The 14206-nt window shown below is 70.4% G+C and carries 12 protein-coding genes; 8 read left to right on the forward strand and 4 right to left on the reverse strand.

What is annotated here, in order from left to right; genetic code table 11:
• Window positions 1-10: 10 nt before the first annotated feature.
• The 3 genes from B1L07_00500 to B1L07_00510 all read right to left on the reverse strand — a co-directional run bounded on the left by B1L07_00500 (window position 11) and on the right by B1L07_00510 (window position 5437).
• The gene (locus B1L07_00500; protein AUZ53859.1) at window positions 11-1330 is read right to left on the reverse strand and encodes a toxin HipA; all 1320 of its coding nucleotides are present in this window, start codon (window positions 1328-1330) and stop codon (window positions 11-13) included.
• Between the two features lie 3 nt (window positions 1331-1333).
• The gene (locus B1L07_00505; GenBank protein AUZ56380.1) at window positions 1334-1591 is read right to left on the reverse strand and encodes a transcriptional regulator; all 258 of its coding nucleotides are present in this window, start codon (window positions 1589-1591) and stop codon (window positions 1334-1336) included.
• 135 nt (window positions 1592-1726) lie between these two features.
• Window positions 1727-5437: an indolepyruvate ferredoxin oxidoreductase gene (locus tag B1L07_00510; GenBank protein AUZ53860.1), complete on the reverse strand. Its 3711-nt coding sequence runs from the start codon at window positions 5435-5437 to the stop codon at window positions 1727-1729.
• A 223-nt stretch (window positions 5438-5660) separates the two neighbouring features.
• Here B1L07_00510 and B1L07_00515 point away from each other — a divergent pair, with 223 nt between their 5' ends.
• Both B1L07_00515 and B1L07_00520 read left to right on the forward strand, forming a co-directional pair.
• Window positions 5661-6299, forward strand: a complete 639-nt coding sequence (locus tag B1L07_00515; GenBank protein AUZ53861.1) for a hypothetical protein — start codon at window positions 5661-5663, stop codon at window positions 6297-6299.
• Between the two features lie 147 nt (window positions 6300-6446).
• Window positions 6447-7568 carry a hypothetical protein gene (locus tag B1L07_00520; GenBank protein ID AUZ53862.1) on the forward strand — a complete coding sequence of 374 codons (1122 nt, stop codon included), beginning with the start codon at window positions 6447-6449 and terminating at the stop codon, window positions 7566-7568.
• 12 nt (window positions 7569-7580) lie between these two features.
• Here B1L07_00520 and B1L07_00525 read toward each other — a convergent pair whose 3' ends face one another.
• The gene (locus B1L07_00525) at window positions 7581-9062 is read right to left on the reverse strand and encodes an ATPase (protein ID AUZ53863.1); all 1482 of its coding nucleotides are present in this window, start codon (window positions 9060-9062) and stop codon (window positions 7581-7583) included.
• Between the two features lie 130 nt (window positions 9063-9192).
• Between B1L07_00525 and B1L07_00530 the strand changes: the two genes are divergently transcribed.
• From B1L07_00530 to B1L07_00555, 6 genes are all read left to right on the forward strand, one after another.
• Entirely contained in the window at window positions 9193-9825 is a 633-nt protein-coding gene (locus B1L07_00530; GenBank protein AUZ53864.1) for a CMP-binding protein, read from the forward strand.
• A gap of 20 nt (window positions 9826-9845) precedes the next feature.
• Window positions 9846-10322: a phosphoglycerate mutase gene (locus B1L07_00535; GenBank protein ID AUZ53865.1), complete on the forward strand. Its 477-nt coding sequence runs from the start codon at window positions 9846-9848 to the stop codon at window positions 10320-10322.
• 143 nt (window positions 10323-10465) lie between these two features.
• Window positions 10466-11035, forward strand: coding sequence for a hypothetical protein (locus B1L07_00540; GenBank protein AUZ53866.1), 570 nt, complete (start codon window positions 10466-10468; stop codon window positions 11033-11035).
• The gene (locus B1L07_00545; protein ID AUZ53867.1) at window positions 11032-12990 is read left to right on the forward strand and encodes a phospholipase D family protein; all 1959 of its coding nucleotides are present in this window, start codon (window positions 11032-11034) and stop codon (window positions 12988-12990) included. Before B1L07_00540 ends, B1L07_00545 begins: the two co-directional genes overlap by 4 nt.
• Window positions 12991-13176: 186 nt before the next feature.
• Complete coding sequence (locus tag B1L07_00550) at window positions 13177-13722, forward strand: hypothetical protein (protein AUZ53868.1); 546 nt, start codon at window positions 13177-13179, stop codon at window positions 13720-13722.
• Window positions 13723-13776: 54 nt separating this feature from the next.
• The gene (locus B1L07_00555; protein ID AUZ53869.1) at window positions 13777-14196 is read left to right on the forward strand and encodes a thioesterase; all 420 of its coding nucleotides are present in this window, start codon (window positions 13777-13779) and stop codon (window positions 14194-14196) included.
• Window positions 14197-14206 lie beyond the last annotated feature (10 nt).

The following is a 14206-nucleotide window of genomic DNA, read 5'->3' on the forward strand; positions in this document are numbered from 1 at the left end:
CGCGCCGCGGTCAGTCGTCCGGGGCCATCTGCGCCAGGCGCGCGGCGGCGTGGCGCAGGCCCTCGAAGACCGGGGTGGCGACCCGATCCGGGAAGTCGGCCGGCAGCGTTGCCTGAACCGTCTGGATGGCCGGCTCGACGCGCTCCAGCAGGTCACCGATCCACGGTTCGGCGCCGTTGGCGACACCACAGACACGTGCGGTCTGGTTCCAGTCCCTGCGACGGATGTGCAGGAGCTGGCGATGCCGGTTCCGGCCGCTCACCGCCATTGCCAGCGCCGCCTTGTGCGGGGAAAGATGGTTCGGCCCGTTGCCGAAGATCGGATACGTCGAGATGACGTCGTAGATCGGCGTCAGCCGGAAGCGTCCCGCCGCCTCGATGTGGAGACTGAAATTCTTGGCGTGCCCGTCGGTGGCGGCCAGCATCCAGAACAGCAGCTGGGTCTTGAAGAAGGTGGCACGGTCCTGCGGCTGTTCCGATTGGCGCAGCAGTTCCATGATCGGCACGATGCCCGGGCCGCCGTCGCTTTCGTACTTGCGCGAGGAGGGCAGGCCGAAGGCCTGGCACATGTCCTCCTGCGGCAACCGCAGCCACCCGCGGCCGTTGCGGGCAAGCCGGCGGTCGAAGCGCTCCACGATCAAGGCGCGCTGGTCGCCGAACCGGCCGATCGAGGTGGTGGCGACAGGCATGCCGAACGCCGCCAGCAGCTGCATGCACAGCCACTCGTTCTCCACCGATGCGTGCATGTCGGCCCGCATGTTGCCGACCAGCCCCATCGGTAACTTGAAGATGTGCGTGCTGGGCGTGCTGCCGGTGGGAACGCACCAGCGGTCGTGATGGTGCAGGAAGGCGGTCTTTTCCTGCGCGCCGGCAATGGAGATGCGGAACTCGTCATCCACGTGCCGGCCCGGCAGCACGCCGCTGGTGACCGCCTGCAGACGGTCCGCCACCTGGGCATCGCTCAACGGCGTGCAATCGATACGGTGGATGTCTTCCGGCACCACGCCGGGAGGAAGCAGCTGCACGGCGCCCACGCAGTCGCGGCCGATTTCCTGCAGCAGGTCGAACGTGCCGGATGAGCGGATGCCGAAGCGGTCGCGGATGCGGTTGCGGATGGCGCTGTTGTCGGGCAGCAGGTTGTCGAAGTAGTCCGTGACCCGCGGGCCATGGTGGCTTTCACCGGCCGGCAGCAGCGGCAACGACAGCGACAACGGGCGCGGCTGTTCGGATTCGAGCCACGTGGGGAGATAGGTGAGCCGTGCCCCGGTGCGTGCGCCCTCCTGCCACGAAGCGACTTCCAGGCCGTTCATCCAGACCCGCAGTTCGCCCATGGCTCACCACTCCAGGCCGGTGTCTGGCGTTTCCTGCCCGCGTGGTTGCAGCGAGACCTCCACACCGAGCTCGGCCCATACCCGCATCAGCCGCTCGAAGGTGGCCGCCTCGGGCTCGCGCTCCAGCGCGGTGATGGCTTGCCGGGAAATACCGAGGCGCTCGCCCAACTGGGCCTGGCTGAGCCCGGCCTGCCTGCGGAATGCGCGCATCAACGGGCCCAGCTGATGGGCGGCACGGATGGCGTGGCGTTTGTCGGTCATGGCAGGCGCCCCGAGGACGAACGGTGGGGGCAACATATGCCTTGCCTGCGCGGAAGGCAAGCGATAGGTTTCATTTGCGTTATGCAACCCATAGATTGCATAACGCAACCGCAAGGTCTGGGTTGCCTTGCGCGGTCAAGCCGCCTGCACGATATGCAGCGCCTTCGGGTTGCGCCACGTCGCCAGCAGCGCCGCTTCGCGTGCCTTGGCTTCGTGCAGGTGCGCTTCCTTGACGTGGCCGTAGCCGCGGATGTGCTCGGGAATGCTGGCGATCTCCACCGCCAGCGCCAGCCGGCGCGCGTCCAGCGAACCCAGCAGTTCGTGCAGGGTCTGCTCGTAATCGGCGATCAGCTGGCGTTCGCCGCGGCGCTCGGCGGTATGGCCGAAGACGTCGAAGCGGCCGCCGCGCAGGAATTTCAGCTTGGCCAGCAGGCCGAAGGCCTTGAACATCCACGGCCCGTATTCCTTCTTCTGCAGGCGGCCGTGCTCGTCGCGCTTGGCCAGCAGCGGCGGTGCCAGGTGGAAACGCACCTGGTAGTCGCCCTCGAACTGCTGTGCCACGCGCTTGAGGAAATCGCCGCCGGTGTACAGGCGGGCCACCTCGTATTCGTCCTTGTAGGCCATCAGCTTGAAGAAGTAGCGCGCCACCGCCTCGGTCAGCGCGGTGCTGCCCGGCGCCACGCGCTGCTCGGCCTGGCGCACCGCGTCCACCAGCTGGCGGTAGCGGTTGGCGTAGGCCGCATCCTGGTAATCGACGAGGAACCCGCTGCGGCGCGCGATCAGTTCATCCAGCGAGCGCGACAGGCGGGTGTCGTCCAGGGTCGCGAACGGGGCGTCGCCGGGGTGCGGGTCGCTGGCGGGCAGGCCGCGGACTTCCGGCTCGTTGCCCGGGTTGCGCGGCGCCGACGGCGCGCCGGCCTCGCTGCCTTCCCACTCGCCCGGCGGCAGCTCGCGCAGCGTGCCCGGGGTGCGCTCGGCTTCGGTGGGTGCGTTGCGTACCAGCCCGGCGGCCTGCTGCACCGCCTGCGGGTCGATCGCGGCCAGGCGGCCCCAGGCGAAGGCGCGCTGGTTCATCTCGATGGCGGCGCCGTTGAGTTCGATCGCGCGCATCAGCGCTTCCAGCGACAGCGGCACCAGCCCCTGCTGCCAGGCGAAGCCGAGGATGAACAGGTTCGAGGCGATGGCGTCGCCCAGCAGCGCGGTGGCCAGCTGGGTGGCGTCGAGCAGGATCGGGTCGCGTCCGCCCAGCGCCACCTTCACCCCGGCGATGATGTCGGCGGCCGGGAACTGCATGTCCGGGTGGGTGGTGAAGGTGCCGGGCATCGCTTCGTAGGTGTTGAGCACCACCTGCGAGCGTTCGCCGCGCACCTTGGACAGCGCCCAGTAGTCGTTGACCACCACCATGTCGCAGCCCAGCACCAGGTCGGCCTCGCCGGCGGCGATGCGCACGGCGTGGATGTCCGCCGGCGCGCGGGCGATGCGGATGTGGGTGGTGACCGCGCCGCCCTTCTGCGCCAGGCCGGTCTGGTCGAGCACGGTCGCGCCCTTGCCCTCCAGGTGCCCGGCCACGCCCAGCAGCGCGCCGATGGTGACCACCCCGGTGCCGCCGACACCGGTGATCAGGATGTTCCACGGCTGCGACAGGTCGCTGCGGAACACCGGCTCGGGCAGGTTGTCGAGCAGGCTGGCCGCACCGCTCTTCCTGCCCTTGCGCAGCTGGCCGCCATGGATGGTGACGAAGCTCGGGCAGAAGCCGGTGGTGCAGGAGAAATCCTTGTTGCAGTTGGACTGGTCGATGTCGCGCTTGCGCCCGAACTCGGTTTCCTTCGGCAGCACCGACACGCAGAAGCTCTTCTGGCCGCAGTCGCCGCAGCCCTCGCAGACCAGCGAGTTGATCATCGTGCGCTTGGGCGGATCGACCAGCTTGCCGCGCTTGCGGCGGCGGCGCTTCTCGGTGGCGCAGGTCTGTTCGTAGATCAGGATGCTGGTGCCCTTCACCGTGCGCAGGTGCTTCTGCACCGCGTCCAGTTCGGCGCGGTCATGGAACTCGACGTCGTGCGGGAACTCGTGCCGGCGCAGCTTCCACCTGGCGATGTCGTCGGACAGCAGCACGATGGTGTGCACGCCCTCGGCGCGCATCTGCTGGGCGATCTGCGGCACGCTGAGGGTGCCGTCCACCGGCTGCCCGCCGGTCATCGCCACCGCGTCGTTGTAGAGGATCTTGTAGGTGATGTTGACGCCGGCGGCGATCGCCTGGCGGATCGCCAGCGAGCCGCTGTGGAAATAGGTGCCGTCGCCCAGGTTCTGGAACACGTGCGGGGTGTCGGTGAACGCCGCCTGCCCGGCCCAGGTGACGCCTTCGCCGCCCATGTGGGTGAAGGTGTCGGTGTCGCGGTCCATCCACGTCACCATGTAGTGGCAGCCGATGCCGGCCATCGCCCGCGAGCCTTCCGGCACGTTGGTGGAGGTGTTGTGCGGACAGCCGGAGCAGTAGTGCGGAACGCGCGGGAACTGCGCCCGCGGCAACGCCATCTCCGCTTCCTTCTCGTCCATCCAGCGCAGCCGCTGTTCGATCGATTCGGTGTTGAAGAAACGCTGGATGCGGCGGCCGATGACGCCGGCGATGGTCGCCGGGGTGAGTTCGCCGGTGGACGGCAGGATCCACTCGCCCTGTTCGTCGTACTTGCCGACGATGGACGGGCGCGCACCCCAGGCGGCGGGCCAGTTGTAGAAGTACTCCTTCATCTGCCGCTCGATGAAGGCCTTCTTCTCCTCCACCACGACGATGTCTTCGAGCCCGCGCGCGAACGCGGCGATGCCCTGCGGTTCCAGCGGCCAGGTCATGCCGACCTTGTAGACGCGGATGCCGATGTCGGCGCAGGCCTTCTCGTCCAGGCCCAGGTACTCCAGCGCCTGCAGCACGTCCAGGTAGCTCTTGCCGGTGGTGACGATGCCCAGCCGCGCGCGCGGCGAATCCATCACCACCCTGTCGATGCCGTTGGCGCGGGCGAAGGCCTGCGCGGCCTTCACCGCGTAGCGGTGCAGGCGCATTTCCTGCTCCAGCGGCGGGTCCGGCCAGCGGATGTTGAGCCCGGCCGGCGGCATCTCGAAGTCTTCCGGCAGCACGATGCGGCGCGCGAACGGGTCGACGTCCACCGAGGCCGAGGATTCCACCGTCTCGGCGATGGTCTTGAAGCCGATCCAGCGCCCGGTGTAGCGGCTCATCGCCCAACCGACCAGGCCCAGGTCGAGGATGTCCTGCACCCCGGCCGGGTTGAGCACCGGCATCATCGCGCTGACGAATTCGTCCTCGCTGCCGTGCGGCAGGGTCGAGCTGCGGCAGGCATGGTCGTCGGCGGCCAGCGCCAGCACGCCGCCGTGCCGGGAAGTGCCGGCGGCGTTGGCGTGCTTGAACACGTCGCCGCAGCGGTCCACGCCCGGCCCCTTGCCGTACCACATGCCGAACACGCCATCGACGTTGGCGCCGGGGAACAGATTGGCCTGCTGGGTACCCCAGACCATGGTGGCGCCCAGGTCCTCGTTGAGCCCGGGTACGAACTTCACCTTCGCCGCGTCCAGGTGCCGGCGCGCGCGCCACAGCTCCAGGTCGAAGCCGCCCAGCGGCGAGCCGCGGTAGCCGCTGACGAAGCCGCCGGTGTTCAGTCCCGCCGCGGTGTCGCGCTGCTGCTGCATCAGCGGCAGCCGCACCAGCGCCTGCACGCCGCTCAGGTAGATGCGCCCGTCGGTGCGGGTGTACTTGTGCTCGAGCGTGTAATCGCGGTCGCGCACCCCGGTCAGCGGCGTGTTGGCGGAGGCGGGGGAGGTGAGTTCGGCGGTACTGGTCATGGCTGGCCCATTGCAGGAACGGCTGGCGTCGGCTGCCGCGCCAGGGCGGCGCGCACGCGGCCGGCGATTGTAACAGCGCGGGTTTTGGCGCCCTGCCGGGCACCCGGGCCGTACCCCTGCGGCGCGTCCACGGCCGCACCGGGGCGCGGGCCCGGGGTCGCGGAGCGCCCGCCGAGCGGTTAGGATCGGACCTTGCTGGAACATGAATGATGGGGATTGAAACATGCAGGTGATAAGGGGCGTGGCCGGTGGCCTGATGCTGCTGGCCGGCCTGTTCTGTTCGACGGCGTGGGCACAGGGGTTGCCGAAAATCGCCGAGTTCTATTTCGATGACGACGTCGCCGCGCGGCCGGTGCAGGCGCTGCCGCCGGAGCAGCCGGACCTGGTGGAGCAGCTGATGAAGCTGCGCGAGCGCGGCCGCAAGGGCGTGGAAGCCACGGTGCAGCTGGCCACCATCGCCTACGCCGAGAGCCGCGTGGAACTGGGCGACAAGCTCTACCAGGAAGCCCTGGCCGCCGTCTCGGAGAACTCCTCGCAGGCCCGGGGGATCCGCTGGAACCAGGGCTGGAGCCTGTATCGCCACGGCAACGCCGAAGGGGCGCTGCAGCAGTGGAGCGCCGCCGCCCAGGCCGCGCGCGGCAACGGTGCCTGGGTGCCGCCGACGCTGGCGCTGGCGCTGTGGACGCTGGGACGCCGCGACGAAGCCGTGCAGTGGTATGCAGCGGCGGTACGTACCGAGCCGCAGCTGTGGAACGACCCGTCGCGCTTGGCGCAGCTGCTGCCGGCATGGAAGGACGAGGAACGGGCGCGCCTGGCCGAGGTGCAGCAGGCCTGGGCCGCCAATCCGCCGGCCTGGCCCTGAGCCAGGCCGGGAGGGTACGCGGCGCCGGCGCGATGTCGCCCCGCTCCCCGTCCCTCGAATGGCCCGGCGTCCCTGCCATTGCAGGAGGCCCAGGGGCCGGAGCGAGGGTGGTTGGATCGACCAGGGAGTGGGGCGATGAGATACACGATGGCGTTGTGGTTCCTGCCGGTCCTGCTGGCGGCCTACGTGGCGGACATCCGGCCGGAATTCACCCAGTCGTTCGTGGACGCCAACCGCGGGCTGGACGATGACGCATGGTCGGCGGCGTATTCGCCGCAGATGGGGCTGTTGGCGGTCGGCCGCGCGTCGGGGCGGCTGGAACTGTGGGACGCGCGCAGGAAGGATGCGCGCATCGCGCTGCAGGCCCATGAACTGCGTACCCAGGACATCACTTTCGGTCCTGCCGACGGGATCGTGATCAGCCGCTCCAGCAGCGGCAACGTCGAAGCCGGCGACATTGTCCAGCACGAGAACGGACCGAAGGTCTGGGACGCCCGCAGCGGCGAACTGCTGCATGCCTTCCGCGAAGGGCACTGGAAGCCCGGCGCGACCTCGGCCACGCCGCTGCGCGGCCTGTACCTGCTGGCCAGCGGCGACGAGCTGTACCTCTATGACCATGCCCGGCGCGCGCTGGCCGGTGCGCCGTTACGGCTGCCGGGCGACGGCGGCGTGACCTGCCTGGACTGGGACGAGGCCTCGGGCCTGATCGTCGCCGGCACCGACAAGGGCGTGGTACTGCTGTTGCGCCTGCTGCGCGACGCGGCCATCCCGCGGCTGGAGATCATGGATCGCCACGCCCCTTCCGGCCGGGGGCCACGCAACGACATGCTGGCGGTGATGCTGCTCGACAAGGGCACCCGGCTGGTGACGGTGCAGCGCTCACCCGCGCGGGCGAAGGTGCTGCAGCACGATGTGCCGCCGCTGTACCGCGGCCTGCAGCACGAGACCGTGCGCTGGAACCTGGCCGGCTGGCAGCGCGAACATGTCTATTCCAGTTCGCTGGTCGGCGTGCACCAGGCCGGCTTCACCCGTGGCGAGGACTGGCTGGTACTGGCCGGCGTCGCCGGTGGCAACGCGCGTATGGAGGGCAAGATCGAACTGCTGGATGTGCGCGGTGGCGTGGCCTGGCTCTACCGCGCCAATACCACCCACGCCACCGGCGTGCTGCTGCCGTCGGCGCGCGAGGCGTTGCTGCTGCAGCATGGTCGCGCCACGCGCGTGAGGTATCTGGACCAGGCCCAATCGGTGCCCTGGTCGCCGCCGCGCTGAGCACGGCCGCCTTTACTCCGCTGGAACCGTGCGCCCGCGTGCCCAGTCGCGCAACGCCTGCACCTGCTCGGCCATCAGCACCGACAGCGGTCGCGTGCTGCGGATCTCGGCCATCAGCAGGTCGGTGTCCAGCGGCCTGCGTTCGGCATGCGCCGCATACAGGCCGGCGACCACCGCCTGTTCGATCTCGGCGCCGGAAAAGCCCTCGGCGGCGGCGGCCAGCGCGGGCAGGGCGAAGCTCCCGACGTCGAGTCCGCGCTTGCCCAGGTGCAGGCGCAGCAGCTCCACCCGGGTGTCGGGCGTGGGCAGGTCGACGAAGAAGATCTCGTCGAAGCGGCCCTTGCGCAGCAGTTCGGCCGGCAGCTCGTGCACCTGGTTGGCGGTGGCGACGATGAACACCGGCGCCTTGCGCTCGGCCATCCAGGTCAGCAGGTAGCCGAGCACCCGGCGCGAGACGCCGCCGTCCTCGCCGCTGCTGGCCAGGCCCTTTTCGACCTCGTCGATCCACAGCACGCACGGCGCCAGTTGCTCGGCCGAGGCCAGCGCATCGCGCAGGTTCTTCTCGGTCTCGCCGTGGTACTTGTTGTACAGCGTGGCGAAATCCAGCCGCAGCAGCGGCACGCCGAAGCCGGCGGCGGTGGCCTTGGCCAGCATCGACTTGCCGCAGCCCTGCACGCCCAGCAACAGCATGCCGCGCGGCGGGTCCAGCCCGGGCGGCGCGTCGCCGGCCACGAACACCGCCCTGCGCTGTTCGATCCAGCGCTTGAGCCGGGTGGCGCCGGCCACGTCGCCGAAGCGCGCGCTGTCGTATTCGTAGTGCAGGTGGCCGCTGCGGTTGAGCAGTTCGAACTTCAGCCTGGCCAGTTGCGGCAGGTCGTCGGCGCGCAGTGCGCCGTCGGCGTAGATCAGCTGGCGGGCGATGCGGCGTGCGTCGGGCAGGCTCAGCCCCTGCAGGTTGCGCAGGATCTGCCGCACCGCGTCCTGGTCCACTTCCACGCGGCGGCCGCCGTTGTCGCCGGCGTAGGCGGCCGCTTCCTCGCGCAGCATCTTCAGCAGCGCGTTGGCGTCGGGCAGGCGCGGATTGAAGCGGGTGGCCAGCGCTTCCAGTTCGGCCGGCAGTTCGACCTTGGCGCCGACCAGCACCAGAACGTGCGGCTGGCTGTGCCGGCGCTGCACGATGTCGCGCAGCAGGCGCTGGTGGCTGGCATAGCCCAGGTACGGGTGGAAATCGAGCAGCAGGTAGATGCCGCGCTGCTCCGCCTCCTGGATCATCCGCAGCGCCGAGCTGGCGTCGGGCGGCCCGACGGCGTCGTCCTCGCGGTCCATGTCGATGCGGCGCAGGCCTTCGGTGATCGACCAGCGGTACAGCGCCCGCCACACGTGCATCAGCGCCTGCCGGAACAGGTCCACCACGCGGGCCTCGTCCGCGGTCTCGATGACGATCAGCGGGGTATTGGCGCGGATCAGCGCGGTCAGGTCCTGCAGTTCGCTCATGGTGGCTCCGGTGTGGGCCGCCACGATAGCAAAGCCTCCCGCCCCGGCAGGGGTGTCCTCACGCGCCGACTACCGCGGCCGTCGCGCGCCGGTGTACGCTGCGGGCAGTCCCGCGCAAAACGAGGCGTGCATGAAGACGATCCTGGTGGCCGGTTCCAAGGGCGGGGTGGGCAAGAGCACCATCGCCACGCACCTGGCCGCGCATGCGGCGCTGCAGGGCAGGGCGACGGTGATCGCCGATGCCGACCCGCAGGGCTCCAGCACGCGCTGGGCGGAGCGCCGCGCCGGCCTGGACAGTGCCGTGCTGCCGGTGGACGTCCAGCGCAGGAAGGGCTGGCAGAAACACATTCCCGATGGCGCCGAAGAGGTGATCATCGATGCCCCGGCCGGTGCGCTCGCGGACGATCTCGAACATTTCCTGGACGTGGCCGACGCGGTGGTGGTGCCGGTGTTGCCGTCGGCGCTGGACATCGAGGCCATCGTCGGGTTCCTGAACAGTCTGGCCAGGGTCAAGCGCGTGCACTCGCGCGCGCTGCCGGTGGGCTTGGTGCTCAACCGCACCAAGCCGTGGACGCAGACCTCGCAGCAGGCGCGGCAGATGCTGGCGCAATGGCCCTACGAGGTGGTCGCGCAGCTGCGCGACAGCCAGAGCTACGTGGTCATGGTCGGCCTGGGCCGCAGCCTGTTCGACTATCACTCCGCCCAGGTCCGCGAGCACCAGCAGGACTGGGAGCCGCTTCTGCAATGGTTGAACAAGGTCTGACCCGGAGCTAATGAACCCTCATGCGTGAACTGATCCTGCTGCGACATGCCCATGCCGAGCCGGCCGACAACGGCCTGGCCGATATCGACCGCCCGCTTTCCCCGCATGGCCTGGCCGAGGCCGAGGCGGCCGGTCGCTGGCTGCTGGAGCAGCGGCTGGTGCCGGACCGGGTGCTGTGCTCGCCGGCACGGCGCGCGCGCGAGACGCTGGAGGCGGTGCTGTCGCTGACCGGCTACGTCGAGCAGCGCCTGGAGGAGCGGATCTACGACGCCACCCCCGGCACCCTGGCCGGGCTGGTGGACGAGCACCGCGAGGTCGAACGCCTGCTGCTGGTCGGCCACAACCCCGGCCTGGAGCGGCTGGTGGCGCTGATGCACAGCGGCCAGTCCGGCGACTACCGCGGCATGCCCACCGCGTCGGTGGCGGTGCTGTCGCTGCCGATGGCCGCGGCCATCGAGCCGGGCATCGCCCGTCTGGCCGCATTCTGGTGGCCGTGAGCCGATGATCCGGTTCCGTCGTCCGTACCGGTGCAGCCCCCGCGCCTGGGCACGCTGCGTGCCCGGCGGCACAGGCCGGAAGCCGGCTGGGCGTGCGTGCATGGCCGCACGCTGGCCCGGGGCCGTGGACAGGGACTGAACACATGCGGTGGGTGCGTTGCGGACTGCTGCTGAGCTGGCTGGCGGCGACGGGCACGGCGGCCGCCGCGCAGCCGCTGCAGTTCGATACCGACCACTCGCGCTTCGGCTTCGAGATCCGCACCCGCTTCGGGCAGCGGATCGAGGGCCAGTTCCCGCGTTTCGATGGCTGGATCACGGTGCTGCCCGACGGCCGCCACCAGGTGCGCCTGCGCATGTTCACCCAGTACGTCGAGATTCCCGGCAAGCCGCGCTACACCGGCTGGATGCGCGGCGAGGAATTCTTCGACGCGCAGCGGCACCCGCTGGTCGAGTTCGAGTCCGATCCCTACGAACCGGACATCGTCGAGCGCGGCGGCAGCGTGCAGGGGCGGCTGACCATCCGTGGTGTCAGCCGGCGCGAGGTGCTGCGCCTGGAGGCGCCGGAATGCGCCCGCCCGGGCTATGATTGCGACCTGGTAAGCCGGGGTACCGTGCAGCGCGGTCGTTACGGCATGGACAGCTGGCAGTTTGCCATCGGTGACCGTGTGACCTTCATATTGCGTACGCGCCTGCTGGGCGCTTCCCGGCCGTGAACCTGCTGCTGCGACTGGTGCTGCTCGGCGCGGCCGTGCTGGCCGGCGGCTGCGCGTCGCTGTCGCCGCAGCAGCGCGACCGTGCGCAGGGCATCGCCGTGTCCGCTCGCCCCACCGCGCTGGACTGCGACCGCGCCGATCGCTGCGCGCTGGATTCGCCGCTGCGCGCGCTTGGCGCCCAGGCCATGGCCGATTCGGCGGCCGCCGGCGCGCCGCGGCACTACGCCACGATCCTCGACGAGGGCGAGTTGTCGCTGGTGGCGCGGCTCAACCTGATCCACAGCGCCGCCCGCAGCATCGACCTGCAGACCTATATCTTCGATACCGACGACAGCGCGCGCATGATCATCGACGCGCTGCTGGACGCCGCCCGCCGCGGGGTCCGGGTGCGGGTGCTGATCGACCAGCTCTCGGCCATATCGGACGTGCAGATGCTCGCCGCGCTGTCCGGCGCGCACGCCAACTTCGAGCTGCGCATCTACAACCCCACGTTCGGCAAGGCCAAGCTCAACTACTTCGATTACGCCGGCAGCGTGCTGTGCTGCTTCCGCCGCTTCAATCAGCGCATGCACAACAAGCTGCTGGTGGTGGACGGGGTGGTCGGCGTGGTCGGCGGCCGCAACTACCAGGACGACTATTACGACTGGGACCGCGAGTACAACTTCCGCGACCGCGACGTGGTGGTGGCCGGGCCCGAGGCGCGCGAGATGGCCGCCAACTTCCAGTCCTTCTGGGACGCGCCGCGCAGCGTGCCGGCCGAGCGCCTGAACGATGTCGGCCGCACCCTGCTGCGGCATGGCGTGCCGGACATGCCGGCGGCGCATTTCATGCGCCCGGAGCGGGTGGCGCGCGCCGCGGCGGAGGCGGCCGACCCGGCGTTCGTCACCGAGGCGTTCGTCGATACCGCGCTGCCGGTGCGCGCGGTGGCCTATGTCGCCGACCTGCCGCGCAAGCACCGCCGCGACCCGCTGCCCAACCCCAGCGAACCGCGGCTGGACACGTTGATCTCCGGCGCCCGGTCCGAAGTCCTGCTGCAGACGCCGTACCTGGTGCTGTCCGAACCGGCGCAGCAGCTGTTCAAGGACCTGCGCGCGCGCCCGCAACCACCACGGGTGGTGGTGTCGACCAACAGCCTGGCGGCGACCGACAACCCGATCGTGTATGCGATGGCCTACAAGTACAAGCGCCGCAACCTGCGCGTGCTGGGCTTCGATATCTACGAGTACAAGCCGTTCCCGCTGGATCCGCCGGTGGCCCCGGACAACCTGCTGTCCTCGGCACTGGACGGGACCGGGCTGCCACCGCCGCCGCACCGCCTGATCGGGGCGAGCGCGGCCGGCAGCAACGTGCGCGGCAGCGGTTCCGGGCGTCGCGCCGGCGCCGACGGCAGCGAGGTCGAGCGCGAGGTGCTGCGCACCGAGACCCGGCCCTCGTTCCTCGGCAGCAAGGCGGCCAACCGCCCGCTGCCGGTCACCCGCCGCGGCGCGCGCATGGGCCTGCATGCCAAATCGCTGGTGGTGGACCGCCGCATCGGCGTGGTCGGTACCCACAACTTCGACCCGCGCAGCGAGAACTACAACACCGAGGGCGCGGTGATCATCGACGACCCGGTGTTCGCCGAGCGGCTGGCGCAGAGCATCCTGCGCGACATCGCGCCGGACAATGCCTGGGTGGTGGCGCCGCGCGAGAAGGCGCCGGTGCTGTCGGGCCTGAACTACAGCCTGGGCAAGGCGTCCGAGGCACTGCCCGTGCTCGACGTGTGGCCGTGGCGCTACGCCACCAACTACGCCTTCCAGCCCGGGCCGGAGTGCCCGCTGCCGCTGTCCCGGCACGACCCGGATTTCCGCCGCTGCTACGCGCCGGTGGGCGACTTCCCCGAGGTCGACGTCGGCCCCAAGTGGTTGCTGGTGCGCATGCTGACCGCGTTCGGCGCGGGGCTGGTACCGATCCTGTAGCGCGCACACGGCGCGTGGACGTGGCCTCGGTTGCAATGGCCGTCGCCCTGCCTGCACCGAGGATGCCGATGGGCAGCGCCTTCCAGCTCGGCGACCCCGTGCGCTGGAACTCCGAAGCCGGCCGCGTCGCCGGCCGTGTCGTCCGGGCGCATGCCCGCGGCATGACACCGGAGAAGATCGGCTGACATGGAAGGCGCCGTGACGCTCTGGACCATCGGCCATTCCACCCGCAGCCGGGAGGATTTCCTCGCGCTGCTGGGCGGGCACGGCATCCAGGCCGTGGCCGACGTGCGCCGCTTCCCGGGTTCGCGGCGCCATCCCTGGTTTGCCGGCGGGACGCTGGCGCACGCGCTTCCGGCGGCGGGGATCGATTACCTGTGGCTGCCGCAGCTGGGCGGGCGTCGCCGTGCGCGACCCGGCTCGCCCAACGGGGCCTGGCGCAACGCCGCCTTCCAGGGCTACGCCGACCACCTGGACAGCACCGAGTTCGCCGACGGGCTGGCGCGGCTGCTGGAACTGGCCGCGCGCCGCCGCACCGCGCTGATGTGCGCCGAAGCACCGTGGTGGCGCTGCCACCGCCGGTTGATCGCCGATCTGCTCAGCGTGCGCGGCATCCCGGTGCGGCACATCCTCGATGCCGGCCCGGCGCGAGCGCACGTGCTCACCGCCAGCGCACGCGTGGTCGATGGCCGCTTGCGCTATCCGCCGCCGCAGGACGATCTGTTCGCCTGAGCCCGGCCCGCGCGCGGCACCGTAAACTGGCCTGCCCCCACACCGGTCATCGCCATGGCTTTCCGCGCCCCCGTTTCACTGGACGAACTCAATCGCCTCAGCCGGGGCACGCTGATCGAGCACCTCGGCATCGTCTTCACCGCGGCCGGCGACGACTGGCTGCAGGCGACCATGCCGGTGGACGAACGCACCCGCCAGCCCTACGGACTGCTGCACGGCGGCGCCTCGGTGGTGCTGGCCGAAACCCTGGGCAGCAGCGCCGGCAACCTGTGCGTGGATACCGCCAGCCAGGTCTGCGTGGGGCTGGAGATCAACGCCAACCACCTGCGTGCTGCGCGCAGTGGCATGGTCACCGGCACCGCGCGCGCGCTGCATGTCGGGCGCACCACCCAGGTCTGGGAGATCCGCATCGACAACGAGGCCGGCAAGCCGGTGTGCGTCTCGCGCCTGACCCTGGCGGTGGTACCGGCCTGAGCGCAGGCAT

The organism is Stenotrophomonas acidaminiphila (genome assembly GCA_002951995.1).
Lineage (GTDB): Bacteria > Pseudomonadota > Gammaproteobacteria > Xanthomonadales > Xanthomonadaceae > Stenotrophomonas > Stenotrophomonas acidaminiphila_A.

Bases quoted from the DNA above. Each gene is read 5' to 3' on its own strand.
- B1L07_00500 (AUZ53859.1), bottom strand. From the start codon at position 1,330: ATGGGCGAACTGCGGGTCTGGATGAACGGCCTGGAAGTCGCTTCGTGG.
- B1L07_00505 (AUZ56380.1), bottom strand. From the start codon at position 1,591: ATGACCGACAAACGCCACGCCATCCGTGCCGCCCATCAGCTGGGCCCG.
- B1L07_00510 (AUZ53860.1), bottom strand. From the start codon at position 5,437: ATGACCAGTACCGCCGAACTCACCTCCCCCGCCTCCGCCAACACGCCG.
- B1L07_00515 (AUZ53861.1), top strand. From the start codon at position 5,661: ATGCAGGTGATAAGGGGCGTGGCCGGTGGCCTGATGCTGCTGGCCGGC.
- B1L07_00520 (AUZ53862.1), top strand. From the start codon at position 6,447: ATGGCGTTGTGGTTCCTGCCGGTCCTGCTGGCGGCCTACGTGGCGGAC.
- B1L07_00525 (AUZ53863.1), bottom strand. From the start codon at position 9,062: ATGAGCGAACTGCAGGACCTGACCGCGCTGATCCGCGCCAATACCCCG.
- B1L07_00530 (AUZ53864.1), top strand. From the start codon at position 9,193: ATGAAGACGATCCTGGTGGCCGGTTCCAAGGGCGGGGTGGGCAAGAGC.
- B1L07_00535 (AUZ53865.1), top strand. From the start codon at position 9,846: ATGCGTGAACTGATCCTGCTGCGACATGCCCATGCCGAGCCGGCCGAC.
- B1L07_00540 (AUZ53866.1), top strand. From the start codon at position 10,466: ATGCGGTGGGTGCGTTGCGGACTGCTGCTGAGCTGGCTGGCGGCGACG.
- B1L07_00550 (AUZ53868.1), top strand. From the start codon at position 13,177: ATGGAAGGCGCCGTGACGCTCTGGACCATCGGCCATTCCACCCGCAGC.
- B1L07_00555 (AUZ53869.1), top strand. From the start codon at position 13,777: ATGGCTTTCCGCGCCCCCGTTTCACTGGACGAACTCAATCGCCTCAGC.